General features: G+C 63.4%; 23 protein-coding genes and 1 riboswitch. Of the genes, 6 read left to right on the top strand and 17 right to left on the bottom strand.

What is annotated here, in order from left to right; genetic code table 11:
• Window positions 1-109 precede the first annotated feature (109 nt).
• Window positions 110-496, bottom strand: coding sequence for a RidA family protein (locus tag ABIB91_RS33595; RefSeq protein WP_354170919.1), 387 nt, complete (start codon window positions 494-496; stop codon window positions 110-112).
• Between the two features lie 450 nt (window positions 497-946).
• Here ABIB91_RS33595 and ABIB91_RS33590 point away from each other — a divergent pair, with 450 nt between their 5' ends.
• Complete coding sequence (locus ABIB91_RS33590; protein WP_354170916.1) at window positions 947-1,381, top strand: hypothetical protein; 435 nt, start codon at window positions 947-949, stop codon at window positions 1,379-1,381.
• An 88-nt stretch (window positions 1,382-1,469) separates the two neighbouring features.
• Here the strand turns inward: ABIB91_RS33590 and ABIB91_RS33585 are convergent, their stop codons facing one another.
• The gene (locus ABIB91_RS33585) at window positions 1,470-2,165 is read right to left on the bottom strand and encodes a glutathione S-transferase family protein (RefSeq protein WP_354170914.1); all 696 of its coding nucleotides are present in this window, start codon (window positions 2,163-2,165) and stop codon (window positions 1,470-1,472) included.
• A 176-nt stretch (window positions 2,166-2,341) separates the two neighbouring features.
• On the opposite strand from ABIB91_RS33585, the gene ABIB91_RS33580 reads away from it, so the two are divergent.
• Window positions 2,342-3,070 (top strand): SDR family oxidoreductase, encoded by a 729-nt coding sequence (locus tag ABIB91_RS33580; protein WP_354170912.1) that lies wholly within the window; start codon window positions 2,342-2,344, stop codon window positions 3,068-3,070.
• 4 nt (window positions 3,071-3,074) lie between these two features.
• Here the strand turns inward: ABIB91_RS33580 and ABIB91_RS33575 are convergent, their stop codons facing one another.
• Entirely contained in the window at window positions 3,075-3,737 is a 663-nt protein-coding gene (locus ABIB91_RS33575; RefSeq protein WP_354170910.1) for a glutathione S-transferase family protein, read from the bottom strand.
• Window positions 3,738-3,999: 262 nt separating this feature from the next.
• On the opposite strand from ABIB91_RS33575, the gene ABIB91_RS33570 reads away from it, so the two are divergent.
• A complete protein-coding gene (locus ABIB91_RS33570) occupies window positions 4,000-4,437 on the top strand; it encodes a VOC family protein (protein ID WP_354170908.1) in 438 nt (145 codons plus the stop codon).
• A 185-nt stretch (window positions 4,438-4,622) separates the two neighbouring features.
• Here ABIB91_RS33570 and ABIB91_RS33565 read toward each other — a convergent pair whose 3' ends face one another.
• From ABIB91_RS33565 to ABIB91_RS33530, 8 genes are all read right to left on the bottom strand, one after another.
• Window positions 4,623-5,168 carry a mismatch-specific DNA-glycosylase gene (locus ABIB91_RS33565; RefSeq protein ID WP_354170906.1) on the bottom strand — a complete coding sequence of 182 codons (546 nt, stop codon included), beginning with the start codon at window positions 5,166-5,168 and terminating at the stop codon, window positions 4,623-4,625.
• A 103-nt stretch (window positions 5,169-5,271) separates the two neighbouring features.
• Window positions 5,272-6,723, bottom strand: a complete 1,452-nt coding sequence (locus ABIB91_RS33560) for a cobaltochelatase CobT-related protein (RefSeq protein WP_354170904.1) — start codon at window positions 6,721-6,723, stop codon at window positions 5,272-5,274.
• A gap of 248 nt (window positions 6,724-6,971) precedes the next feature.
• Window positions 6,972-8,870 (bottom strand): phosphomethylpyrimidine synthase ThiC, encoded by a 1,899-nt coding sequence (gene thiC, locus ABIB91_RS33555; RefSeq protein ID WP_354170902.1) that lies wholly within the window; start codon window positions 8,868-8,870, stop codon window positions 6,972-6,974.
• A gap of 165 nt (window positions 8,871-9,035) precedes the next feature.
• Window positions 9,036-9,644, bottom strand: a complete 609-nt coding sequence (locus tag ABIB91_RS33550) for a thiamine phosphate synthase (protein ID WP_354170900.1) — start codon at window positions 9,642-9,644, stop codon at window positions 9,036-9,038.
• Window positions 9,631-10,413 carry a thiazole synthase gene (locus ABIB91_RS33545; RefSeq protein ID WP_354170898.1) on the bottom strand — a complete coding sequence of 261 codons (783 nt, stop codon included), beginning with the start codon at window positions 10,411-10,413 and terminating at the stop codon, window positions 9,631-9,633. The genes ABIB91_RS33550 and ABIB91_RS33545 overlap by 14 nt, the downstream gene beginning before the upstream one ends.
• 190 nt (window positions 10,414-10,603) lie before the next feature.
• Window positions 10,604-10,801: a sulfur carrier protein ThiS gene (gene thiS / locus ABIB91_RS33540; RefSeq protein ID WP_135175802.1), complete on the bottom strand. Its 198-nt coding sequence runs from the start codon at window positions 10,799-10,801 to the stop codon at window positions 10,604-10,606.
• Window positions 10,792-11,817, bottom strand: coding sequence for an FAD-dependent oxidoreductase (locus ABIB91_RS33535; protein ID WP_354170896.1), 1,026 nt, complete (start codon window positions 11,815-11,817; stop codon window positions 10,792-10,794). Before ABIB91_RS33535 ends, thiS begins: the two co-directional genes overlap by 10 nt.
• Window positions 11,805-11,933, bottom strand: a riboswitch (TPP riboswitch). Its footprint overlaps the gene before it by 13 nt.
• Window positions 11,934-11,984: 51 nt before the next feature.
• A complete protein-coding gene (locus ABIB91_RS33530) occupies window positions 11,985-12,533 on the bottom strand; it encodes a lytic transglycosylase domain-containing protein (RefSeq protein ID WP_007600777.1) in 549 nt (182 codons plus the stop codon).
• Between the two features lie 244 nt (window positions 12,534-12,777).
• Between ABIB91_RS33530 and ABIB91_RS33525 the strand changes: the two genes are divergently transcribed.
• The gene (locus ABIB91_RS33525) at window positions 12,778-13,008 is read left to right on the top strand and encodes a hypothetical protein (RefSeq protein WP_007600778.1); all 231 of its coding nucleotides are present in this window, start codon (window positions 12,778-12,780) and stop codon (window positions 13,006-13,008) included.
• Between the two features lie 2 nt (window positions 13,009-13,010).
• Here the strand turns inward: ABIB91_RS33525 and ABIB91_RS33520 are convergent, their stop codons facing one another.
• Together ABIB91_RS33520 and ABIB91_RS33515 are read right to left on the bottom strand one after the other, a co-directional pair.
• A complete protein-coding gene (locus tag ABIB91_RS33520; protein WP_354170893.1) occupies window positions 13,011-14,336 on the bottom strand; it encodes an ATP-binding protein in 1,326 nt (441 codons plus the stop codon).
• 13 nt (window positions 14,337-14,349) lie between these two features.
• Complete coding sequence (locus tag ABIB91_RS33515; protein ID WP_354170891.1) at window positions 14,350-15,105, bottom strand: response regulator; 756 nt, start codon at window positions 15,103-15,105, stop codon at window positions 14,350-14,352.
• A gap of 180 nt (window positions 15,106-15,285) precedes the next feature.
• On the opposite strand from ABIB91_RS33515, the gene ABIB91_RS33510 reads away from it, so the two are divergent.
• Together ABIB91_RS33510 and ABIB91_RS33505 are read left to right on the top strand one after the other, a co-directional pair.
• Entirely contained in the window at window positions 15,286-15,846 is a 561-nt protein-coding gene (locus ABIB91_RS33510; protein WP_354170889.1) for a hypothetical protein, read from the top strand.
• A gap of 227 nt (window positions 15,847-16,073) precedes the next feature.
• Window positions 16,074-16,613: a PRC-barrel domain-containing protein gene (locus ABIB91_RS33505; protein ID WP_007600783.1), complete on the top strand. Its 540-nt coding sequence runs from the start codon at window positions 16,074-16,076 to the stop codon at window positions 16,611-16,613.
• 170 nt (window positions 16,614-16,783) lie between these two features.
• Here the strand turns inward: ABIB91_RS33505 and ABIB91_RS33500 are convergent, their stop codons facing one another.
• The 4 genes from ABIB91_RS33500 to ABIB91_RS33485 all read right to left on the bottom strand — a co-directional run bounded on the left by ABIB91_RS33500 (window position 16,784) and on the right by ABIB91_RS33485 (window position 21,708).
• On the bottom strand, window positions 16,784-17,998 hold the full coding sequence (locus ABIB91_RS33500) for an ABC transporter substrate-binding protein (protein WP_354170887.1): 1,215 nt from the start codon (window positions 17,996-17,998) through the stop codon (window positions 16,784-16,786).
• A gap of 284 nt (window positions 17,999-18,282) precedes the next feature.
• The gene (locus tag ABIB91_RS33495) at window positions 18,283-19,113 is read right to left on the bottom strand and encodes an ABC transporter permease (RefSeq protein WP_354170884.1); all 831 of its coding nucleotides are present in this window, start codon (window positions 19,111-19,113) and stop codon (window positions 18,283-18,285) included.
• Window positions 19,110-20,372: an ABC transporter permease gene (locus ABIB91_RS33490; protein ID WP_354170882.1), complete on the bottom strand. Its 1,263-nt coding sequence runs from the start codon at window positions 20,370-20,372 to the stop codon at window positions 19,110-19,112. The genes ABIB91_RS33495 and ABIB91_RS33490 overlap by 4 nt, the downstream gene beginning before the upstream one ends.
• Before the next feature lie 286 nt (window positions 20,373-20,658).
• Window positions 20,659-21,708 (bottom strand): ABC transporter substrate-binding protein, encoded by a 1,050-nt coding sequence (locus ABIB91_RS33485; RefSeq protein ID WP_354170880.1) that lies wholly within the window; start codon window positions 21,706-21,708, stop codon window positions 20,659-20,661.
• Window positions 21,709-21,752: the final 44 nt, after the last annotated feature.

Here is a 21,752-nt window from a genome sequence, read left to right as displayed (position 1 = left end):
AAAATGGTGCGGCTGGCAAGCGGGGCGGCGACCGTTCACGGACATGTCAGTCGTTGGTCGGCTGTTCGGATGCCCCTTATGCCTTGACTGTCGCCGGACTATCACACGTCTACCCCTTGGCCAGCGACGCGACCGCCTCGATCTCGATCAGCATCTTCGGATCGGGCAGTGCGTGGACCACGCAGGTGGTGCGGGCAGGGTAGGGCGGCGGGCCGAAGGCGCCGGCATAGAGCGCGTTCATGGCGGCAACGTCGGAGGCGCGGGTCAGCAGCACGTTGACCTTGACGAGATCGCGGATCTCCGCGCCGGTCTCCGCCAGCACGCGCTTGATGTTGATGACGACATTGGCGAACTGCGCCTCGAAGCCTTCGGGCAGCGCGCCGCTCGCGTCGAAGCCGGGAATGCCGGAGACGAACAGGAGATCGCCGGTGCGCGTGGCAAAGGACAGCGGCGGCGCCTTGATGTGGGGCGGGGGCGCGAAATGCTGGATCGGCATGAGATCACCTCGGATGGACGGCAGGAAGCGCAAGCGTAGCGGCAGGTTGGGGCGCCTCCAACAAGAAACGCGAAAACAACCCCATGCACAGTAGCCATCCAGCGGGAATCATTGAGCTTTCTTTTTGACTTCGGGAAAAGCAAAATAACCGTTGCTCCGTCGGGCAAAACAGGGGCAGAATGGCATGATGGCGGGTGAGCGTCTTGTCGCGCCAAACTCCGCTGTCATGCCCCCGCTTGACCGGGCATCCAGTACGCTGCGGCTTCTCGGTTCACGATCGCCCCCTCTGGAATACTGGATCGCCCGGTTAAACCGGGCGATGACAGTTGAGTGTGTTGCTGCAGGCCACGACTCACGTCCGCCCCCATCATGTTGCCGCCGCGATGCATCGGATACATTCGCTGCGTCTGATTCGTTGCCCTCCTTGAAGAATACCCCCGGAGACCCCTCATGAAGTTCGCATCCACCCTTCGCGCCGCGCTGATCGGCATTGCCGCGCTTGCCGGCCTCTCGACCTCGGCGCTGGCCGACGGCGGCACCGTGGTGCTGACGATCTACAAGGCGGGCTGGATCATCGGCGGCTCCGGCGGCTCCGGCGTGCTGAACTTTCGCGGTCGCGCCTATTCGCTATCGACCGGCGGTCTCGACTACGGCCTCGTCTTCGGCGGCTCCAAGACCGTGCTGCGCGGCCGCGTCTCCAACATCAACCGGCCCTCCGACATCGCCGGCGTCTACGGCGCCGCCGGTGCCGGCATCGCAGTGGGCCGCGGCGCGCGTGCGATCGTGCTGACCAACCAGAAGGGCGCCGTGCTCGAGCTGTCCGGCACGCAAGTCGGCCTGATGGCGAATGCGGATCTGAGCGGGCTCGCGATCACGATGCGGTAGGGGCGATCAGCTCAATTCGTAGCCCGCATGAGCGAGAGCGACATGCGGGTCAACCCTCGGTCCCGGATGTCGCTGTCGCTCGTCCGGGCTACGTTCCCGTCACCGCCGCGTGAATCCGTTCGCAATGTGCGACGAGATTGGCGTGCGCATCGACGAACGCCTTCAGCGGTGTCGGGATCGGAAAGAAGAAAATGTTGGCGATGAAGCCGTAGATGCCGGCATCGACGCTAGTCGGCGTCGCGCCGTGAACGAAGCCGGCCGCCGGCACGATCTCCGCCAGCACCTGCAGATCGGCGAGCCCCCGCGCATAGGCCTGCTCGGGCGTGTAGCGGCCGATGCCCTGGAAATGATAGCGCTGCGAATTATAAGCCTTCGCCTTCTCAAACCCTGCCGCATCGATCTGCTTGTGCTGCGCGATGAAGGCGTCGCGGAATGCCGGATAATATCGCTCGTCCTGCCAGCGCGAATACGACATCACCCAATAGAGATCGTCGAGCATGCGCGTGACGAAGTGGTTGGTCCGCTTCTGCTCCGCAGTCAGCGTTGCATCGATGGTGAGGCGGTATTTCGCGGTCGCGTGCGCGATGATGGTCTCGCTGTCGCCGATCGTCTCGCCGTCATCCACGACATAGGGCAGCTGCCCGCGCGGCGCGGCGGAGGCATCGAACACATGCTCGTGCACGAGCGGTACGCCCGCGAGCTTCAGGAAGGCATAGACCTTGAGGCCGTAGCCGTTGTTGTCGGCGACGCCGAACAGCTCTGGATAGGAGTAGAGGGTCAGCATGGGACGCTCCTCAAGCTGAAGTCGTATCGCCGCCGTGACGCGCTTGCAACAGTTCCGCGCTTTGTGCGCCGCCTCCTTCGATCGGAGGACGATCGCATCGTTGCTGGTTTGTCGCCGACAATGCCGCCCGGGATTGTTATACTCCGCATCCCCGTGACGTTAGCGATGGTGACCCTATGGCGAGAGAATTGGAAGGCAAGGTTGCGGCCGTGACCGGGGCTGCGTCCGGCATCGGATTGGCCAGCACCGAGGCGATGCTGGCCGCGGGCGCGCGCGTGGTGATGGTTGATCGCGACGAGGCCGCGCTGAAGTCGCTCCGCGACAAGCACGGCGACGCCGTGATCCCGCTGCTTGTCGACCTGCTGGACCCAAAAGACTGCGCAACGCTGCTGCCGCGCGTTCTGGAGCAGGCCGGCCAGCTCGACATCCTGCATGCGAATGCGGGCATGTATGTCGGTGGCGATCTGGTCGAGGCCGACACCATGGCGATCGACCGGATGCTGAACCTGAATGTCAACGTCGTGATGAAAAACGTGCACGACGTGCTGCCGCATATGATCGCGCGCGGGACCGGCGACATCATCGTCACGAGCTCGCTGGCGGCGCATTTTCCAACGCCATGGGAGCCGGTCTATGCGTCGTCCAAATGGGCGGTCAACTGCTTCGTCCAGACGGTGCGGCGCCAGGTCTTCAAGCACGGCATCCGCGTCGGCTCGATTTCGCCCGGCCCCGTCGTCAGCGCACTGCTCGCGGACTGGCCGCCGGAGAAGCTGAAGGAAGCCAGGGACTCGGGAAGCCTGCTGGAGGCCAGCGATGTGGCCGAGGTCGTGATGTTCATGCTGACGCGGCCGCGCGGCATGACAATTCGTGACGTGGTCATGCTGCCGACCAATTTCGATCTTTAGGACGCTAGCGGTCCTGCGAACCCTTCGATGCGGCGGTGAATATCGCCAATTGCGCCTCGAACGCCCGCCTGAACGCGGGCCGCGCTTCGCCGCGAGCGACATAGGCGGCGATATCAGGATATTCGTCCAGCAGGCCTGACGCGTTCAACCGGCGCAGCACGGTCACCATCATGAGATCGCCGGCGCTGAACGCACCATCCAGCCAGTCGGCATCGCCGAGGCGGCGGGACAATTCACCGAGCCTGACACGGACGCGATCCCTGAGCATCGGCAGCCGGTCCGCGTACCAGCTCTTGTCACGCTCGAACAGCATGGCCATCCCGAGTTCGACGATCGGCGGCTCCAGCGTGCTCAGCGCGGCAAACATCCACGCGATAGCGCGCGCCCGGGCGTTCGGCTCGGTCGGCAGCAACCCGGCATGACGCTCGGCGAGATGGAGCACGATGGCGCCGGACTCGAACAAGACGAGGTCGCCATCCTCGTAGGTCGGGATCTGCCCGAACGGATGCAGGGCGAGATGGGCGGGCTCTTTCATGTCCTTGAACGAAACCAGACGCACGTCGTACGGCTGCCCCACCTCTTCGAGCGCCCAGCGAACCCGCATGTCGCGGGCTTGTCCTTTGCCGCGGTCGGGCGAGCTTTCGAAGGCGGTGAGGGTGGGGGGCATTGGCGGGCTCCGGGGTTGATCGCGTTTTGCGTTCGGAGGACGAATGGAATGAGTGGATTCCGACAGGTGATGGGTTTTCGTGGACCCGTAGCCCGCATGAGCGATAGCGATATGCGGGGCAGCTGCCGGCCCCGGATGTCGCTGTCGCTCATCCGGGCTACAAGAAAAACCCGCCGCCACTGTCGGATCGTTGCCTCCTGCCTCGTCCTTGGAACATCGGCGCGCCGCCGCGCGCCCGCCCGAGGCAAAAGGATATCCGTTCATGACCTCCATCACGCCGTTTCTCTGGTTCGACAACAACGTGCCGGAGGCCGTCGCCTTCTACAAATCGGTGTTTCCCAATGCAAAGGTCGAGACCGTCAGCGACTTCATGGCGGTGTTCGAGCTCGAAGGTCAGCGCTTCAATGCGCTCAATGGCGGGCCGCAATACAAGTTCAACGAGGCGGTGTCGTTCTTCATCAGCGTGGAGACGCAGGCGGAAGTCGATTATTTCTGGGACAGGCTCACCGCCGATGGCGGAGAGGAATCCCGCTGCGGCTGGCTCAAGGACAAGTTCGGGCTGTCCTGGCAGGTGATCCCATCAGCGCTCGGCCGCTACCTCGGCGACCCCGACCGCAGCAAGGCGAACCGCGTCATGCAGGCGATGATGCAGATGAGAAAGATCGTGATTGCGGATCTGGATAAGGCGTACGTGGGGTGAGCTTGTCGTGGGATGCGTTGCCAAATCGGCAGTGTCGTCCCGGCGAAGGCCGGGACCCATACCGCGGAATCCATCGATTACGAATGGTCGCTGTACCGGACCTCGAGTCCCCGCCAAACCACTCCCTGGGGTTATGGGTCCCGGCCTCCGCCGGGACGACGCCGAGTGTGGGGCGCTATCAGTGACTACCCAACCAATCGAATCCACGCCGCAAGCTCACGCCACGGCTCCAGCGTCCAATGCCCGGATGCCGCGCCGGACGGCGACGGCAGCACGAATATCTCCGGCAAGCTTTCGTCGCGCGGTTGCCGGCCCAGCGCAATTCCACTCGACGGCCTGCCATAAAACAAGCTCGCAGCCTTCTTGCTCGTGAACGCAATCGTCCGCGGCCGATATTTTTCGATCTTGGCCTTGAAGCCTGATACGTCGATCGTCTCAGCCGCGATCTGGTGATCCATTCCGGCGCCCGACTTGGACAGATCGGTGAAGCCGATGCCGAGTTCGAGCAAGCTTGCGAACTCGCCCGGTTGATAGCGCCGCGGCGTGATCCCGGCCTCATGGATCGCGCGCCAGAAGCGGTTGCCGGGATGGGCGTAGTAGTGTCCGAGCTCGGCCGAGCGCGTGCTGGCGGCGGTGCCGACGAAGACGAGGTGGAGGTTGGGGCGAAGTTGGTCGGGGAGGCGATGGGACGTAGAATTGGGCGGCGCAGATGATCGAAAGACCTCTACCATGCTAGCTCTCCGCGAATAGAAACAATCGCGGACCTCAACCCCTTCAGCTTCATAAAATTAGGCTGCGCTGAATTGCGGAACGCACGCTTCCTCCGCGTGGCCGCTATGTGGATTTGGGTGCAATATAGCGATACCGCTTACGCGGCTCAGATGAATGGTAACTGGACTGGAATAGTTCATCATTGACAAGAACTTCGAAAAAGCGAGGACCGATGTCGCTTGAGTTCGTTATCGTAGCTGCATTTGGGTAACAAGGCGACACATCGGTTCCAATGCCGATTGCATGCAACCTAACTTTCCCCGAGATCGACTCAATCACTTCTTGCAGGTGCTGCTCAAGGTAATCGGGCCGATTAACGCTCAGCGTTGTGTCATCCACGGGAGCGCCGTCAGAAATTACGATCAGCATCTTGTGGGAGGATCGTTGTTGTTGAAGGCGAGCGAATGCCCAAAGAACAGCTTCGCCATCGATGTTTTCTTTCAAGAGGCCTTCTCGGGCCATCATGCCAAAGTTGGGGGCCGAGGCTCCGACGCTCGCTGAGAAGGATTTGTAGACGAGATGCCTTAAGTCATTCAGCCGGCCCGGGTTGGTTGGTTTCCCGGCAGCTATCCAGCGTTCTTTGGATTGACCTCCCTTCCAGGCGCGTGTTGTGAATCCAAGAAATTCCGTCGAGATTCTAAGCTTATCCATCCATTCGGCAATCAAATTGCACCAAGCCGCAGTCATGGTAATGGGCTCGCCCCTCATGCTTCCTGAATTGTCTATCAAGACCGAGACACAGAGTGGCGGCGCGTCAGCGATTGGTGTAAATGGCGAAAGAAATGAGCCAAGTGCCTCGCCATGAATAGTTCGCAGCACTTTTGACCGTCGCTGAATGAATCGATGGAGCCTTACGAGTTCTGCTCTCTCAACGAGTTCTGATGCCTCGACGACCTCGTCGTAGTCCTTTGTGTACGCACAATAACTCGCCGTCGAGTCGGGCGAATAAACAGGAATCTCATTTGCTGATTCTGTAGGGGATGCGTCCTCGAATATAGTCTCTTCTGTTAAAGATGCGGCTTCTTCCAAATCTGGTGCTTGCAGCGATTCGGAGGTCGCCACCTGGTTTTGGGAGGTTGCCTTTGCCCGCGATAAATTTCCAATGGCTTCAAGTTCTCGAATCGAGCCCTTGATCATTGCTGCCATTTCAGCCAACGCACTTGCAACTGGTTCTTCGACGAATTGCTTAAAGCGAAAATGTCTCCAATCAGTCCAGTTCCTCAGCTTAAGCGTCTCGACAATCTCATCTGATCCTACCTCGTAGGTGGCGCTCAACTGATCGCAAGTTATATAATAGAGTGGCAGTATGAGGCGGTTCAGACCGAGCAGCTTTTCCTTCCGAGCAAAAATACTAAACTCAGAGCGGCAAGCCGGGCTTCTAAAAAAACTCGGGGTTACAATAGGAATGAGAAACGTTGCGTCAGAGAGGGACCTCTCTATCCGTTCCTCCCATTGTTGCCCCCAGCTGATGTCGTTGCGGTCCTGAAATATGGCGAAAGATTCGCCTGTCTGCATACGAACTTCGCCCTCGAGCCTCTTTCGGAATGCAGTTATCGCGCCATTGTCATGATCGTCATTTGATCTGACGTAACTGAGGAAAGCTACAGGCTGTCTCTCGCTCATTGAAAAAAATCTCGACGGAATTAATGGCCCTAAAGAAGCGGCTCTAAGGTTGCCACCTATCTTCCGTCATTGCAACTAAGGGTTAATGCAAAGGGCCGGGCGATAAGCCCGGCCTTTGTCTTTTCGCGGTGAGATGATCCTCACAACACCCGATTGCTCTCCTTCACCTTCTCCGCATCCAGATACAAGCTCTCGCCCATCTCCTTGAACTTCGCGCTCATCTTCGCCATGCCGTCTTCGGCCGTCCCGCTCATCGACATGCCCAAGCCGTTCGGATCGTTCAGCGTCGCCGCGTAATCCCGGACGTCCTGCGTGATCTTCATCGAGCAGAACTTGGGCCCGCACATCGAGCAGAAATGCGCGACCTTGTGGGCTTCCTTCGGCAGGGTCTCGTCGTGGAAGTTCTTGGCGGTATCCGGGTCGAGGCCGAGGTTGAACTGGTCGCTCCAGCGGAAGTCGAAGCGGGCGCGGGACAGCGCGTCGTCGCGCAGCTGGGCGGCCGGGTGACCCTTGGCGAGATCGCTCGCGTGCGCGGCGATCTTGTAGGTGATGACGCCGACCTTGACGTCGTTGCGGTCGGGCAGGCCGAGATGCTCCTTCGGCGTGACGTAACAGAGCATGGCGCAACCGAACCAGCCGATCATGGCCGCACCGATGCCGGAGGTGATGTGGTCGTAGCCCGGCGCGATGTCGGTGGTCAGGGGCCCGAGGGTGTAGAACGGCGCTTCGCCGCACTCCTTGAGCTGCTTGTCCATGTTGATCTTGATCTTGTGCATCGGCACGTGGCCGGGGCCTTCGATCATGACCTGGCAGCCCTTGTCCCACGCGATCTTGGTCAGCTCGCCGAGCGTCTCGAGTTCGGCGAACTGCGCGCGATCGTTGGCGTCGGCGATCGAGCCAGGACGCAGGCCGTCGCCGAGTGAGAACGAGACGTCATATTTGCGCATGAGGTCGCAGATCTCGTCGAAATGGGTGTAGAGGAAGCTTTCCTTGTGATGCGCCAGGCACCACTTCGCCATGATCGAGCCGCCGCGGCTGACGATGCCGGTGACGCGGTTGGCGGTGAGGTGGATGTATTGCAGGCGCACGCCGGCGTGGATGGTGAAATAGTCGACGCCCTGCTCGCACTGCTCGATCAGCGTGTCCTTGTAGAGTTCCCAGGTCAGCTTGACCGGATCGCCGTCGCACTTCTCCAGCGCCTGATAGATCGGAACGGTGCCGATCGGCACCGGCGCGTTGCGCAGGATCCATTCGCGGGTGGTGTGGATGTTGCGGCCCGTGGAGAGGTCCATCACGGTGTCGGCGCCCCAGCGGATCGCCCACACCATCTTCTCGACCTCTTCCTCGACGGATGACGTCACCGCCGAGTTGCCGATATTGGCGTTGATCTTGGTGAGAAAGTTGCGGCCGATGATCATCGGCTCGAGTTCACTGTGGTTGATGTTGCAGGGAATGATGGCGCGGCCGCGCGCGATCTCACTGCGGACGAACTCCGGGGTGATGAAGGCGGGCACTTCCGCGCCAAAACTTTCGCCGTCGGCAAGCGCTGCTTCCGCGCGCGCGAGCTGCTCCTTGCGGCCGAGATTTTCGCGCGCGGCGACGTAGATCATCTCCTTGGTGATGATGCCGGCGCGGGCGAATTCGAGCTGCGTGATCTTGTGGCCGTCGAGGCCGCGTAGCGGCTGGTGATAGGCCGAGAAGGCGCGCGCGGCCTTGTCGGTGGAGACGCTGCCATTGTCCTCCGGCTTGATCTGCCGCCCCTGATATTCCTCGACGCCGCCGCGCTCCAGCACCCAGGCCTTGCGGCCGCGCGCGAGACCGGCGTTGACGTCGATGGTCACGCTCGGGTCGGTGTAGGGACCGGAGGTGTCGTACACCGGCAGGTTCGGCTCGCCGGCGCCCTCAGAGAGGATGATCTCGCGCAGGGGCACGCGCAGGTCAGGCGCGGCATCGGGCGAGGCGAAGATTTTTCGCGACGAGGGCAGCGGGCCGGTGGTGACGGCGGGGACGGTCTTGTCGGGATTGGAGCGGATGTTCATGGGATCCTCCGGTTTAATTCTGTTGTGCGTGCGTTTGAGCGACAGCGGTGAATTCTTGCTCCGTCATTGCGAGCGCAGCGAAGCAATCCAGAATCTCTCTGCAGAGGCAGTCTGGATTGCTTCGTCGCAAGTGCTCCTCGCAATGACGGGTGGAGAGAGTGCGCATCACGCCGCCTCCGCGGATTGGCCGAGCCACTGCCGCACCCGCGCATCCGGGTCGGCATTTTGAGTGACGTCGCTGACGACGGCGATGGAATCCGCGCCTGCCGCAAAAATCTCCGCGGCGTGCTCGAACTTGATGCCGCCGATCGCGACCAGCGGGATGTCGCCGATGCGCTTCTTCCATTCCGTGATCTTCGGAATGCCCTGCGGTTCGAAGCGCATCGATTTGAGCGTGGTGAAGAAGATCGGGCCCAGCGCGACATAATCGGGCTCGGCGGCGAGCGCGGTGTCAAGCTCGGCATCGTCATGGGTGGAGACGCCGAGCGACAGGCCGGCCTCGCGGATCGCAGCGAGGTCGGCGTCCGCAAGGTCCTCCTGGCCGAGATGCAGATATTTCGCGCCGGCGACGATCGCGGCGCGCCAATAGTCGTTGACGACGAGCTTGGCTTGCGTGCCCGCGGTGATCGCCAGCGCATCGGTGACGATCTGGAGCGACTGGGAGTCGTCGAGGTCCTTTGCGCGCAGCTGGATGGTGCCGACGCCGAGCCTGGTCAGGCGCTCGACCCAGGCGAGGCTGTCGACGACGGGATAAAAGCGATCAGGATACGGCATGCCAGAACGGTGTCCCAACGACAGGGGTGGAAGGGGAGGCGAAATCGCGGGCGTTCATCAGCCCGGCCTCAAAAGCGGTGCGGCCGGCCTCGATACCGAGGCGGAAGGCATTGGCCATGGCGACGGGATCGGCGGCCTTTGCGATGGCCGTGTTGAGCAGCACGGCGTCGTAGCCGAGCTCGAGCGCCTGCGCCGCATGCGAAGGCGCGCCGATGCCGGCGTCGACCACCAGCGTGATGTCAGGCAGCCGCTCGCGCATCAACTTGAGTGCGTCGCGGTTGGTGATGCCTTTTGCGCTGCCGATGGGCGCCGCCCAAGGCATCACCACCTTGCAGCCGGCATCGACCAGCCGGTTCGCGACCGAGAGATCCTCGGTGCAGTAGGGGAACACCTCAAAGCCGTCCTTGATCAGGACGCTTGCTGCTTCCACAAGTCCGACCACATCGGGCTGCAGCGTGTCGTTGTCGGCGATGACTTCGAGCTTGATCCAGGATGTGCCAAACAATTCGCGCGCGAGCTTGGCCGTCGTCACCGCCTCGCGCACGCTGCGGCAGCCGGCGGTGTTCGGCAGCACGGTGACGTCGAGCTCGCGGATCAGATTCCAGAACGCGTCCCCGGTCTTGCCGCCGGCGGATTCGCGCCGCAGCGACACCGTGACGATGTTCGAGCCCGAGGCGCGGATCGCCGACTGCATGATCGCAGGCGAGGGGTAGAGCGCGCTGCCGATCAGGAGGCGGGAGGGGAAGGTTTTGCCGTAGAAGGTCACCATGTGGTGTCTCTCCAAATGACACTGTCATCCCCGCCTAGTGCGCAAATTGCGCACGGGGGGCGGGGATCCAGTACTCCAGAGGCGGTGCGGCTAGAACCGAGACGCCGCGGCGTACTGGATCGCCCGGTCGAGCCGGGCGATGACAGCGGAATGTGTGGCGCGCGCCTAGGCGATAAATGGAGAGCCATCCTCACCCTCCCTGCCGCGGTGTGATGATCTCGATCTCGTCGCCGGCTTTCAGCGCGGTCTCGGCCCAGCGGCTCTTCGGCACGACGTCGTAGTTGAGCGCGATCGCGAAATGGGTGCCTTCGTAGTCGAGCTCGCTGAGTAGCGCGTCCACGCTAGCGGAATTCACCTCGCGCTGCTCGCCGTTCACGATCACGCGCATTGCATCACCTCGTTGTCGATCTGGCCGCGCTCGACAAAGCTAAGCGTCAGCTCGGCCAGAACAGGCGCGATCAGGAAGCCGTGGCGGTAGAGGCCGTTCACGCTGATCGTGTTGCCGCGGATGCCGATGCGCGGCAGATTGTCGGGGAAAGCAGGGCGCAGGCCGGAGCCGAATTCGACGATGCGGGCCTCGCCGAAGGCGGGGTGCACGGCATAGGCCGCGCCCAACAGCTCCAGCGCGGAACGCACGCTGACGCCGGTGTCCTCGGCCTCGATCGAGGTCGCGCCCAGCATGAACAGATTGTCCTCGCGCGGGATCACATAGAGCGGCCAGCGCGGATGAATCAGCCGTACCGGGCGCGCGAGCTGCACCTCGGCGGTTTCGATCAGGATCATCTCGCCCTTGACGCCGCGCAAGCCAGGCTGCTCGTCGCGCGCAGCAAGGCCGCGGCAGTCGATCACGAGGCCTTTAGGATCAAGTTTTGCAAGTTCGGCCGCGGCGACGTCGCTTTCGAATTTGATGGTGCCGCCGGCGGCGCGGATGCGCTCGTGCAGTTTCGGCAGCACGCGGCGCGGCTCGACATGGCCCTCGGTCGGGAAGAACAGCGCGTCGCGGAAGCGGCCTTCGAGCGACGGCTCGAGCTCGGCAAGGCCGGCGGCATCGAGCCGGCAATGGCCCTCGGTCATCCGGGCAAAACGCTCGAAATCGTTGCGCTCGCGCGGGTGGGCGACGACCAGCGAGCCGTTGAAGGGCGTGTCGGGCAGCTCGCGCCGCCAGATGTCGAGCGAGCGCAGGCCGAGCCTGGAGATGATGGGTTCGGAAACCTCCGCCTCGCAAAAAGGCGCGAGCATGCCGCCGGCCCAATGGCTGGTGGCATCGGTCATGTCGGCGTCACCGCGCTCGTGCAGGGTGACGGCGTGGCCGGCCTGCGCGAACAGCAAGGCCTGCCAGGCGCCAGCAATGCCTGCGCCGATGATGGATACCGGGGAATCCGGTCGCTTGGTCGTCTGCAACATCCCTGTCCCTTCGCCGGCATGACCCGGATCAGGTTCAAAGGGTCACCGCGGTCCTGGGCGGATTTGCCCATTTAGCGGTATCTCAGCTCCTCCTCGGAGCACCCCTCGGAACGGCTCTAATGTATGCCAGTGACAGGCTGTGTCAACGCGTTTGGCGGGAACCGCACTTACCTGGGCGTCTGTGCCCGAGCGTTGCGAACGCGCTGGGCGAGCTTCCGGTGCGGCGCGGCGCCGAATATCGGCTGCGGATTGCCGTTCGGCTCGAGCCAAGGGGCGCTCATGTTGGCCTCGTTCGTATTGGCGACCTGCACGGCCTCCTGCCGCTGCCGCTTTGCGGCGTAGTAATAGCCGCCGGCGAAATAACGAACGGCCCGGGCGTGGTCGCCATTTGCCGCGTGATAGGCGCCGGCGAGATATTTCACGGCATAGGTGAGGTTGGTGTTGGGATCGCGCAGGCCGGCGGCGTCGCCGGTGTAGCCGACCCCGCGGGCGGTCGCGAGCTTGATCTGCATCAGCCCGATGGTGCCGCCATGGCCGACCAGGCCGGGCTGATAGCGGCTTTCGCGCATGATCACGCGATGCACCAGCGCCTCCGGCACGCCGTTGGCGCGCGCGTGGGCCGCGACCATCTCGGCGTACTCCGCTTGGCCCGCGAATGCGGCCTGTGGCAACGTCAGTCCGGCCGCGAGCAGCGCGGCGATACGTAAAATTTTCATCAGATATCCCGGAGGTCCCTGAGACTGATTGAAGGCCTGCGCCCGGCTGCCGTTTAGGCCTCCCGAACGCGGCAATGATGTGACCAAACGCCGCCGTTAATTTTTTCGCGGTGCCGAGCCGCTGTGACGACTCAATGCTGGCGTCAGAGTTTCCTCAGGCGGACAACTCGCGACAGCAGGCCTGTCTATTCGCATGGGCGCACGAAAGCGAGTATGTCACGGCCAGCGAATCGGGAGAGGTGCCATGACAAAATCAACCATGGTCAAAGCCCACAGCGGCGACATGTCAGAACACGATTTGCCCAGAAACAATCCCTGTGCCCAATGCGGCACGCTGATCCCGACGCCCGACTGGGTCGAGCCGGGCGAGGGGCGCGTCTCCTATCTCTGGACTTGCCAGGCCTGCAATTATCGCTTCGAGGCGATTGCGATCTTCGACGAGGCTGCCCTCGAGCACCCGCCGCTCGCGGCCTGAAGTTAGGCCGCAAGCCGCGGCTGTTGCCATACCGGCAATTGCATCCGCACGATCAGCCCATGCGGCTCGCGGTCGTGCAGCGACAGCTCGCCGCCATGGGCGAGGGCGATCGCGCGTGCGATCGACAGACCGAGGCCGAAGCCGGTGGACTCGTCCATGGTGCGGGCGTCGTCGCCGCGCACGAACGGCTCCAGCATCTCCTGCTTGCGCGCATCCGAAATGCCGGGACCGTCGTCCTCGACGTCGATGACGAGCCTGGCGGCCGAGATGTCGAGCCGGATCGTCACCTCGGCGCCGAAGCGCACTGCGTTCTCGACGAGGTTGGTGACGCCGCGATGCAGATCGTCGGGACGCGCGGCGGCGGTCGCAGATAGCGGGCCCTCATAGTGCACGACATGGCCCATGTCGCCGAACTGGTCGGCGATGAGCTGCAGCGTGCTCGCGATGTCGACCAGCGTCACCGCCTCGATCTGGCGGTCGTTGCGCAACAGCGACAAAACGGATTCCAGCATCGATCGCATCTGGTCGAGATCGATCAGCATGCGCTTGCGGTTGCCTTCGTCCTCGACGAACTCGGCGCGCAGGCGCAGCCGCGTGATCGGTGTGCGCAGATCGTGGCTGATCGCGGCAAGCATCCGCGTGCGGTCCGACATCAGTCGCGCGATCCGCTCGTGCATGCGGTTGAGCGCGCGCGCCACCGAGCGGATCTCTTCCGGGCCGCGCTCGGGCAGCGGATCGGCCGTCCCGTCCAGGCTGAAATTCTCGGCAGCCCTGGCAAAGGACGACAGCGGCGCCGCCAGCGCGCGCGCCGCCCACAGGCCGAGCACGGTGACGCAGATAAAGGTGGTCATCAGCGCCATCAGCCACGGTGCGCCCCAGAACCACGGCCGCGGGCCGCCACGGACCTGGCCGGCGATCACAGTGCCGTCGGGCAGCTGTACGCCGATGCGGTGCTCGCCGGCTTGGGGGGCGAGCTGCACCACCTTGTAGCCGCGGCCGAGATGGCGGCGGATCCCGTGCAAATGTTGGCTTTCGCTGTCGTCGACGACGTTCGCGGTGCCGGGTGCGAACGTCTCGATGTTGAGCTTCGGGAAGGCGCGCGCGAGATCTGCGATGAGGCGCGGCCGCTCGGCCTGCTCAGCCGAGCCGAGCAGCACCGCGGCGTCCGCCAATTGAGGCGCGCCGTCCGGCGCCGCGTCCGGGCGGTCCGGCCGGCCGATCAGGAAGGCGGCGGTGACGACGAGATGCAGCGCGACGGTGGAAGCCAGCACCAGCGCGGCGATCTGCCCGCCGATACCCCTGAGGTGGAAGAACCCGAACGGCTTCATCGTCGGCGTTCCCTCAGCTGCTCAGGGACGCCGCGACCGCTTCAGTCCTGACCGCTTCAGTTCTTGGCGTGAACAGATAGCCGCCGGAGCGCACCGTCTTGATCATGGTCGGATCGGCCGGATTGGGCTCGATCTTGCGGCGGATGCGGCTGACCAGCACGTCGATCGAGCGCTCGAACGAGCCTGTGCTGCGCCCCTGCGTGAGGTCGAGCAGGCTGTCGCGTGAGAGCACGCGGCCGGGACGCTCGCAGAACGTCCGCAGCAGGTCGAACTCGGCGCTGGTCACCGCGACGCGCGCGCCGTCGGGATTGCGCAGCTCGCGCAGGCGCAGATCGATGCGCCAGCTTTCGAAGGCGAGCGTGCTCGCGCCTTCGATCGAGCTTTTCGCCTGCGCGGCCGCCTGGCGGCGCAGCACCGCGTTGATGCGGGCGAGCAGCTCGCGCGGGTTGAACGGTTTCGGCAGATAGTCGTCCGCGCCCATTTCGAGGCCGACGATGCGGTCGACGTCCTCGCCGCGTGCGGTCAGCATGATGATCGGCGTCTGTCCTTCCGCGCGCAGCTTGCGGCACAGGCTGAGGCCGTCCTCGCCGGGCAGCATGACGTCGAGGATGATGAGGTCGACGCGATGATCGGCCATCGCGCGCGACATCTCGCGGCCGTCGCTCACGGCGGTGACGTTGCAGGCGTTGTTGCGGAGGTATTTCGCAATCAACGTCCGGGTTTCACGGTCGTCTTCGACGACAAGGATGTTGGGATTGGGAAGGGCCATGCGCTTTGTTTGTCCAAGATTCGGGCCAAATGGCGAAGAGATTTGTTTCAGATTGTTTCCATGGCCCATGCCGCAACAGCAGGACATCACCGGGCAGGGAAGCGGCAAGGTCTCGTTAAGCGCGCTAACCATACCGTGGCTTGGTCGGCCACGAAACCCCGCAGAACTCACGGAGCCATCATGACCTCGATTTCGGCGGCCTCCGCCGGTCACCACCAGTCGCCGTTGCAGAGGCTGCAGCAGCAATTGCAATCGGACGTGTCCGCCGGCACGGTCTCGTCGTCGGACCAGTCGGCGCTTTCGACGGCGCTGACCGACATCGACACGGCGCTTCAGCAGGGCCGGTCGAGCGATCAGTCGAGCGGCGCGCGTCCCTCCAAGGATGACATCAACTCGAAGATCGACGACCTCATCTCCAACGAGGTGTCGAACGGGACGCTGACGTCAGACCAGGCCGACGAGCTGAAGAACGTATTCCAATCCGCCTTCGCCAATGGCGCCGGCGGTCCCGGGGGTGCGGGCGGCCCCCCGCCAGGTCCGCCGCCGGACGACAGCTCGTCGGATTCGTCGTCAGCGGACGCGACCAGCAGCACGTCAACCGCCTCCACCACGGCCGAGATCCTTCAGCAGTTTCTCCAGGCGCTGCAGCAGTCGCAATCGTCGTCGTCGTCTTACGGCGCCAACGGCAGCTCATCAGGCGGCTCGGACTTCGCCGCGCTTCTGATCGACTACAGGAGCTGATCTGCGTGACGCAGATCGGCGCGTTCCTCGCTGCGGTCTTGCTTCACCCAGGGCGCACGATCGTCCGCGAGGAACAGTGCGCTGCAAAATGTTCCTGAGTGACTTAGGAACAATCGCACGCGGCTCCAATCCTCGCGCAGCACGCGACGAAATTGCAGCACGCGCGGAACTGGGACTGATCCGAGCTGTTTTCTCCGCACGAGTTTTCTGCTGAAGGAGAGGACAATATGTTGATGAAATCGATCGCGGCCGGTCTCGCCGGTACCGCACTGCTCGCAACCGTTGCGTTCGCGCAAAATCCGACCGCCACCACCGACAAGGCGCCGGCTGCCGCCGCCTCGACGACGACCACGACCGCGTCGGGACAGTGGCGTACGTCCAAGATGAACGGCATCAAGGTCTATAACGACGCCAACGAGAACATCGGCTCGATCAACGATCTGCTGATGGACAAGAGCGGCAACATCAAGATCGCCGTGATCGGCGTCGGCGGCTTCCTCGGCCTGGGCGAGCATCTGGTCGCGGTGCCCTATGAGAAGCTGAAATTCGTCAACGAGGCCGTTGCCTACACCGGCGCTGCCGGGAACAACCCGAACAGCGCGGCCAACCGGCCCGCGGCGACCACCACGACGGGTGCCGCGACCGGCACCGACAACAAGCCCGCGACGACGGCCACGTCCTCGTCGAAATGGTATCCGGACCACGCCGTGTTCAATGCGAGCAAGGACGAGCTGAAGAACATGCCCGAGTTCAAGTACTCGGAGTAACGCGGCTCTGAACCGCTAAACGAAGCGCGCCCGGTTTTTGCCGGGCGCGCTGTCGTGCGTTTTTTCGTCTGCCGTCGTTGCGAGGAGCTCTTGCGACGAAGCAATCCAGGCTGTCACCGCGGATGCATTTCTGGATTGCTTCGCTTCGCTCGCAATGACGGAGAATATCCCTAATTTCCCTTCACCAGCGGGCAGCCGCCTTTGTCGAGCGGGCGGAAGGCCTCGTCGCCGGGCACGGTGGCGATCAGCTTGTAGAGGTCCCACTCGCCCTTGGATTCCTCGGGCTTCTTGACCTCGAACAGATACATGTCGTGGACCATGCGGCCGTCGATGCGGATCTGGCCGTTCTTGGCGAAGAAGTCGTTGACCGGCGTTTTGCGCATCTGCTCCATCACCTTCGGTGCCTCGTCGAACTTGATGGCGTCGATCGCCTTCAAATAATGCATGGTCGCCGAATAGAGCCCCGCCTGGATCATGGTCGGCATGTGGCCGACCTTCTCGTTGAAGCGCTTGGAGAAGGCGCGCGTCTCCTCGTTGGTGTCCCAGTAGAACGCGTCGGTGATGATCAGGCCTTGCGTCGACTTGATGCCGAGCGAATGAACGTCGGTGATCTCCATGAGCAACGCGATCATCTTCTGGCCGCCCTGCGTCAGGCCGAATTCGGCCGCCTGTTTCAGGGCGTTAGTGGTGTCGCCGCCGGCATTGGCCAACGCGACCACCTTGGCCTTGGAGGCCTGGGCCTGGAGCAGGAACGAGGAGAAGTCCGACGAGTTGAGCGGATGGCGGACTTCGCCGAGCACCTTGCCGCCGCTCTCCTTGACGACGTTGGCGGCGTCGCGTTGCAGCGCCATGCCGAAGGCGTAGTCGGCGGTGACGAAGAACCAGGTGTCCTCGCCGCGCTTGACCATCGCCTTGCCGGCGACGTTCGACAGCGCATAGGTGTCGTAGGTCCAGTGCACCGTGTTGGGCGAGCAGGCGACGCCCGTGATATCGGATGAGCCGCCGCCCGAGTTGATGTGGATCTTGTTCTTCTCGCGCGTCAGCGCCGAGATCGGCAGCGCCACCGACGACGTCGGCACGTCGAAGATCGCGTCGACCTTGTCGTTGTCGTACCAGTTGCGGGCGATGTTGACGCCGACGTCGGGCTTGTTCTGGTGATCGGCGGAGACCACTGCGACAGGCTTGCCCGCGACCTTGGCGCCGTAATCGGCGACCGCCATCTCCACGGCGGCGAGCGAGCCCTTGCCGGTCGCGTCCGCATAGAGGCTCGACATGTCCGTGAGCACGCCGATCTTGACGACGTCGTCGGAAATCTGCGCCTGCGCGGCGCCCGACGTGGCGGCGAGAGCAAGACCGGCCGCGATCGCGACGATGAGTTTTTGCATTTGTTTTTCTCCCTTGCGTTGTTGTTTGGGCGTTGTTGCGGGCACGTTCTAGCGACAAACGGACGCGGGAGCAAAGCCCGGGATGCGAGATGAGGGTTGAGAAATAAGCAGGGCGCGGCGGTGTTTTTGCCCTCTCCCCTTGTGGGAGAGGGTGGCTCGCCGCGCTAGCGGCGAGACGGGTGAGGGGTTCTCTCCGCGAGTCTCACTGTCATTGAATGGGCGGGGAGATACCCCTCATCCGGCGCTTCGCGCCACTTTCTCCCGCAAGGGGAGAAGGAAGAAGCTCACACACTGCCGCCCTTGAGCCGTTCGTTGCGTCGGCGCAAGCCTTCCAGCGTGGCGAGCAGGATGACCGAGACCGTTGTCAAGATCACCGCCGCTGCCGTGATGGTCGGGCTGATGTTCTCGCGGATTCCGCTGAACATCTCGCGCGGCAGGGTGCGCTGTTCCGGACCTGCCATGAACAGCACGATCACCATCTCATCGAAGCTGGTCGCGAAGGCGAACAGGGCCCCCGATGCCACGCCGGGCAGGATCAGCGGCAGGATCACGCGGCGGAACGCCTCAAGCGGCGAGGCGCCGAGCGAGGCGGCGGCGCGGGCCAGATTGGTGTCGAAGCTTTGCAGCGTCGCGCCGACCGTGATCACGACGAAGGGCGTCGCCAACGCGGTGTGGGCCAGGATCAAGCCGAGATAACTGCCGGTCAGTCCGATCGGCGCGAAGAAGAAATACAGGCCAACCGCCGTGATGACCCCGGGCACGACGACCGGCGACAGCACGAAGGCCAGCACGAGCGGCTTGAACCGGCTCTTCCACTGCGCCAGCCCCAGCGCCGCCAGCGTGCCGAGCACCATCGAGAGCAAGGTCGAGGCCACACCGATGATCATGCTGTTCTTCAGCGAATTCATCCAGCGCGGCGAATTGATGAAGTCGTCGTACCAGCGCAGGGAGAGGCCCGGCAGCGGATAGGTGAGGTACGAGCCCGAGCTGAAGGACAGCGGCATGATCGCAAGGATAGGCGCGATCAGGAAGATGAACACCAGCGTGGAGATAACGATGGTCGCGGTCCACGCGATACGCTGGCTCGGCGTGCGGATGGAGGAATTGTCGCTCAATTCTTCATCCCTCCCGTCACCTGCTGTCCCTGCACCAGCTTTCCGTAGACGAGCGCGAGCAGAATAGTGGCGAGCAGCAGCACCGCACCCAGTGCCGAAGCAAGACCCCAATTGGCCGTCTCGGTCGTGTAGAGCGCGATGAAGTAGCTGATCATTTGATCGGCGGCGCCCCCGACGAGGGCCGGGGTGATGTAATAGCCGAGCGCCAGGATGAAGACGAGCAGGCTTCCCGCGCCGATGCCGGGCAGCGTCTGAGGCAGGTAGATCCGCAGAAAGGCGGTGAGCGGCGGCGCGCCGAGCGAGGCGGCGGCACGCATGTAAGCAGGCGAGATCGCCTTCATGCTGCTGTACAGCGGCAGGATCATGAACGGCAGCAGGACGTGGGTCATGGCCACGCAGACGCCGAAGCGGTTGTAGATCAGGCGCAACGGCGCGTCGATGATGCCAAGCCAGAGCAGGCTGTCGTTCACGACGCCTTTGCTCTGCAGCAGCACGATCCAGGCGCAGGTGCGGACCAGCAGAGACGTCCAGAACGGCAGCAGGACGAAGATCATCAGCAGGTTCGACCGGCCGGGCGGCAGCGCCGCCAGCAAGTAAGCGACCGGGAAGCCGAGGATCAGGCACAGCACCGTGACACTGAGGCTGATGAGAAAGGTGCGGACGAAAACGTCGCGGTAGATGGCCTGATCCGGCGGGGCTGCGACGATCGTGCCGTCCGCGTTCCGCGTCAGATCGAGCGCCGACAAAAGATAGAAGCCGGTCATGGGACCACTGGCGTCCTTGATCGTGGTCCAGGTGGCGCGTTCGCGCCAGGCCGGGTTGATCTTGCCCAGCGTCTCCCTCGCCGTGCCGGGGTCGGGCACGGTCTTCAGATTGCGTGCGGTGCTGGTCAGGATCGTACGGAACCCGTTCAGGGCGTAATTGAGCCGCTTGGCCGCAATCGCAATGGTGCCGGAAGCGCGCGCCGCCATGATGTCGCCTGCCAGCGCCGCGTAGGCCTTTTCGTCCGGCAGATCCCTGCCGTCCCAACTGGCGAGAGCCGCGATGGTCTGAGGCAGAACCAGACGCACCTCCCGGTCATCGACGGCACGCCACAGCATGCCGGCGATGGGCCCAGCGAAGGTGAAGAGCAGGAAGACGAGAAGCGGCAGAATGAGTGCCAGCGCCTTGGTCTGGCGCGCGCGCTCCGCCTGCTTCAGCCGGCGCTTGAGCGGCACCTTGGCCAACGCGTCGGCGCCGATTGAGGAGGCTGCCGTCATCGGGAGCCCCATTGTGACTGGACATCTCTCGTCATTTTGGCTGTGGCAATTGCGTGCGGCCTTTCGGAGCGATCTGAGCAAGCGCCTCGTCCCTCGAGACGACCGCGGAGCCTGTCATCGGGCCGCGCTTTGCGCGGACCCGGTGGCGGTCTCCTCAGGATGAGGCTCTCCGAAGTCGCTGCCGCGCACGTCCTCATCCTGAGGAGCCCGCCTAAGGCGGGCGTCTCGAAGGATGGCCGCGACGAAACTGCCGTCAATGCGCGCCGCACGCCGGTTCGGCCGCGCGCTATTTCGCTGCCCATTTGTTGAAGCGCTCGGTCAGGCGGTCGATGTTCTCGAGCCAGAAGGCAACGTTGATCTCGACTGCGTTCTTGATGTTGTCAGGCGCCGTCGGCAGGTCCTTCAGAACGGCGGGCGCGAGCAGAGCGGCTGCGTCCTTGTTCGAGGTGCCGTAGGCAATGTTCTCCGACAGCTTTGACTGGTTCTCCGCTTTGCCGACGAAATCCAGGAACTTGTAGGCGGCATCCTTGTTCGGGCTGCCTTTCAGGATCACCCAAGTGTCGAGGGTGAACAGCGCTCCGTCCCACACCATGCCGAAATTCTTCTTCTCGTTCTTGTTCGCGGTGTCGATGCGGCCATTGTAGACCGAGGTCATCGCCACCTCGCCGGAGGCGAGCAATTGCGGCGGCTGGGCGCCGGCCTTCCACCAGACGATGTCGCCCTTGATGGTGTCCAGCTTCTTGAAGGCGCGCTCGACGCCCTCGTCGGTCGCCAGCACCTTGTAGACGTCCTTTGGCGCGACGCCGTCGGCCATGAGGGCGATCTCCAGCGTGGTCTTCGGGCCCTGACGCAAGGCACGCTTGCCTGGAATCTTGTTGGTGTCGAAGAAGTCGGCCCAGCCCTTCGGGGGCTCCTTCAGCTTGTCCTTGTCGTAGCCGAGAACGAAATCGTAGAGGATGGCGCCGACGCCGCAAGCGTTGACTGACGGTGGGATATAGGCGGCCTCGCCGCCGATCTTCGAATAGTCGAGCTTTTCGAACAGGCCTTCCTCGCAGCCAACCGCCAGTTCGTCGCTCTCGACCTGCACGACGTCCCAGGTGGCGGCACCACCCTGCACCTTGGCGCGCAACACGCCGACGCCGCCGTCCCAGGACTCGTCGTTCATCGCAACACCGGTCGCTTTCTTGAACGGCTCGAAATAGACCTTCTTCTGGGCATCCTGATACGCGCCGCCCCACGACACGACGGTGAGGTCACGCGCCTGCGCGACCGTGGCCAGCGCCGCGCTGGCGGCGAATGCCGCGGCGAACCCCAGTACAATCTTGCGCTTCAGCATGGTCTTTGTTCCTTCTTCTTCACGTGACTTGCGTTGAGCTTGGT

The organism is Bradyrhizobium sp. JR4.3 (genome assembly GCF_040547695.1).
Lineage (GTDB): Bacteria > Pseudomonadota > Alphaproteobacteria > Rhizobiales > Xanthobacteraceae > Bradyrhizobium > Bradyrhizobium canariense.
The sequence above is the reverse complement of the archived record's forward strand: the minus strand, read 5'-3'. Positions and strand labels throughout refer to the sequence as shown.

Excerpts from the sequence above, each read along its gene's own strand:
- ABIB91_RS33595 (WP_354170919.1), bottom strand. The coding sequence starts at position 496 with ATGCCGATCCAGCATTTCGCGCCCCCGCCCCACATCAAGGCGCCGCCG.
- ABIB91_RS33590 (WP_354170916.1), top strand. The coding sequence starts at position 947 with ATGAAGTTCGCATCCACCCTTCGCGCCGCGCTGATCGGCATTGCCGCG.
- ABIB91_RS33585 (WP_354170914.1), bottom strand. The coding sequence starts at position 2,165 with ATGCTGACCCTCTACTCCTATCCAGAGCTGTTCGGCGTCGCCGACAAC.
- ABIB91_RS33580 (WP_354170912.1), top strand. The coding sequence starts at position 2,342 with ATGGCGAGAGAATTGGAAGGCAAGGTTGCGGCCGTGACCGGGGCTGCG.
- ABIB91_RS33575 (WP_354170910.1), bottom strand. The coding sequence starts at position 3,737 with ATGCCCCCCACCCTCACCGCCTTCGAAAGCTCGCCCGACCGCGGCAAA.
- ABIB91_RS33570 (WP_354170908.1), top strand. The coding sequence starts at position 4,000 with ATGACCTCCATCACGCCGTTTCTCTGGTTCGACAACAACGTGCCGGAG.
- ABIB91_RS33565 (WP_354170906.1), bottom strand. The coding sequence starts at position 5,168 with ATGGTAGAGGTCTTTCGATCATCTGCGCCGCCCAATTCTACGTCCCAT.
- ABIB91_RS33560 (WP_354170904.1), bottom strand. The coding sequence starts at position 6,723 with ATGCAGACAGGCGAATCTTTCGCCATATTTCAGGACCGCAACGACATC.
- thiC (WP_354170902.1), bottom strand. The coding sequence starts at position 8,870 with ATGAACATCCGCTCCAATCCCGACAAGACCGTCCCCGCCGTCACCACC.
- ABIB91_RS33550 (WP_354170900.1), bottom strand. The coding sequence starts at position 9,644 with ATGCCGTATCCTGATCGCTTTTATCCCGTCGTCGACAGCCTCGCCTGG.
- ABIB91_RS33545 (WP_354170898.1), bottom strand. The coding sequence starts at position 10,413 with ATGGTGACCTTCTACGGCAAAACCTTCCCCTCCCGCCTCCTGATCGGC.
- thiS (WP_135175802.1), bottom strand. The coding sequence starts at position 10,801 with ATGCGCGTGATCGTGAACGGCGAGCAGCGCGAGGTGAATTCCGCTAGC.
- ABIB91_RS33535 (WP_354170896.1), bottom strand. The coding sequence starts at position 11,817 with ATGTTGCAGACGACCAAGCGACCGGATTCCCCGGTATCCATCATCGGC.
- ABIB91_RS33530 (WP_007600777.1), bottom strand. The coding sequence starts at position 12,533 with ATGAAAATTTTACGTATCGCCGCGCTGCTCGCGGCCGGACTGACGTTG.
- ABIB91_RS33525 (WP_007600778.1), top strand. The coding sequence starts at position 12,778 with ATGACAAAATCAACCATGGTCAAAGCCCACAGCGGCGACATGTCAGAA.
- ABIB91_RS33520 (WP_354170893.1), bottom strand. The coding sequence starts at position 14,336 with ATGAAGCCGTTCGGGTTCTTCCACCTCAGGGGTATCGGCGGGCAGATC.
- ABIB91_RS33515 (WP_354170891.1), bottom strand. The coding sequence starts at position 15,105 with ATGGCCCTTCCCAATCCCAACATCCTTGTCGTCGAAGACGACCGTGAA.
- ABIB91_RS33510 (WP_354170889.1), top strand. The coding sequence starts at position 15,286 with ATGACCTCGATTTCGGCGGCCTCCGCCGGTCACCACCAGTCGCCGTTG.
- ABIB91_RS33505 (WP_007600783.1), top strand. The coding sequence starts at position 16,074 with ATGTTGATGAAATCGATCGCGGCCGGTCTCGCCGGTACCGCACTGCTC.
- ABIB91_RS33500 (WP_354170887.1), bottom strand. The coding sequence starts at position 17,998 with ATGCAAAAACTCATCGTCGCGATCGCGGCCGGTCTTGCTCTCGCCGCC.
- ABIB91_RS33490 (WP_354170882.1), bottom strand. The coding sequence starts at position 20,372 with ATGACGGCAGCCTCCTCAATCGGCGCCGACGCGTTGGCCAAGGTGCCG.
- ABIB91_RS33485 (WP_354170880.1), bottom strand. The coding sequence starts at position 21,708 with ATGCTGAAGCGCAAGATTGTACTGGGGTTCGCCGCGGCATTCGCCGCC.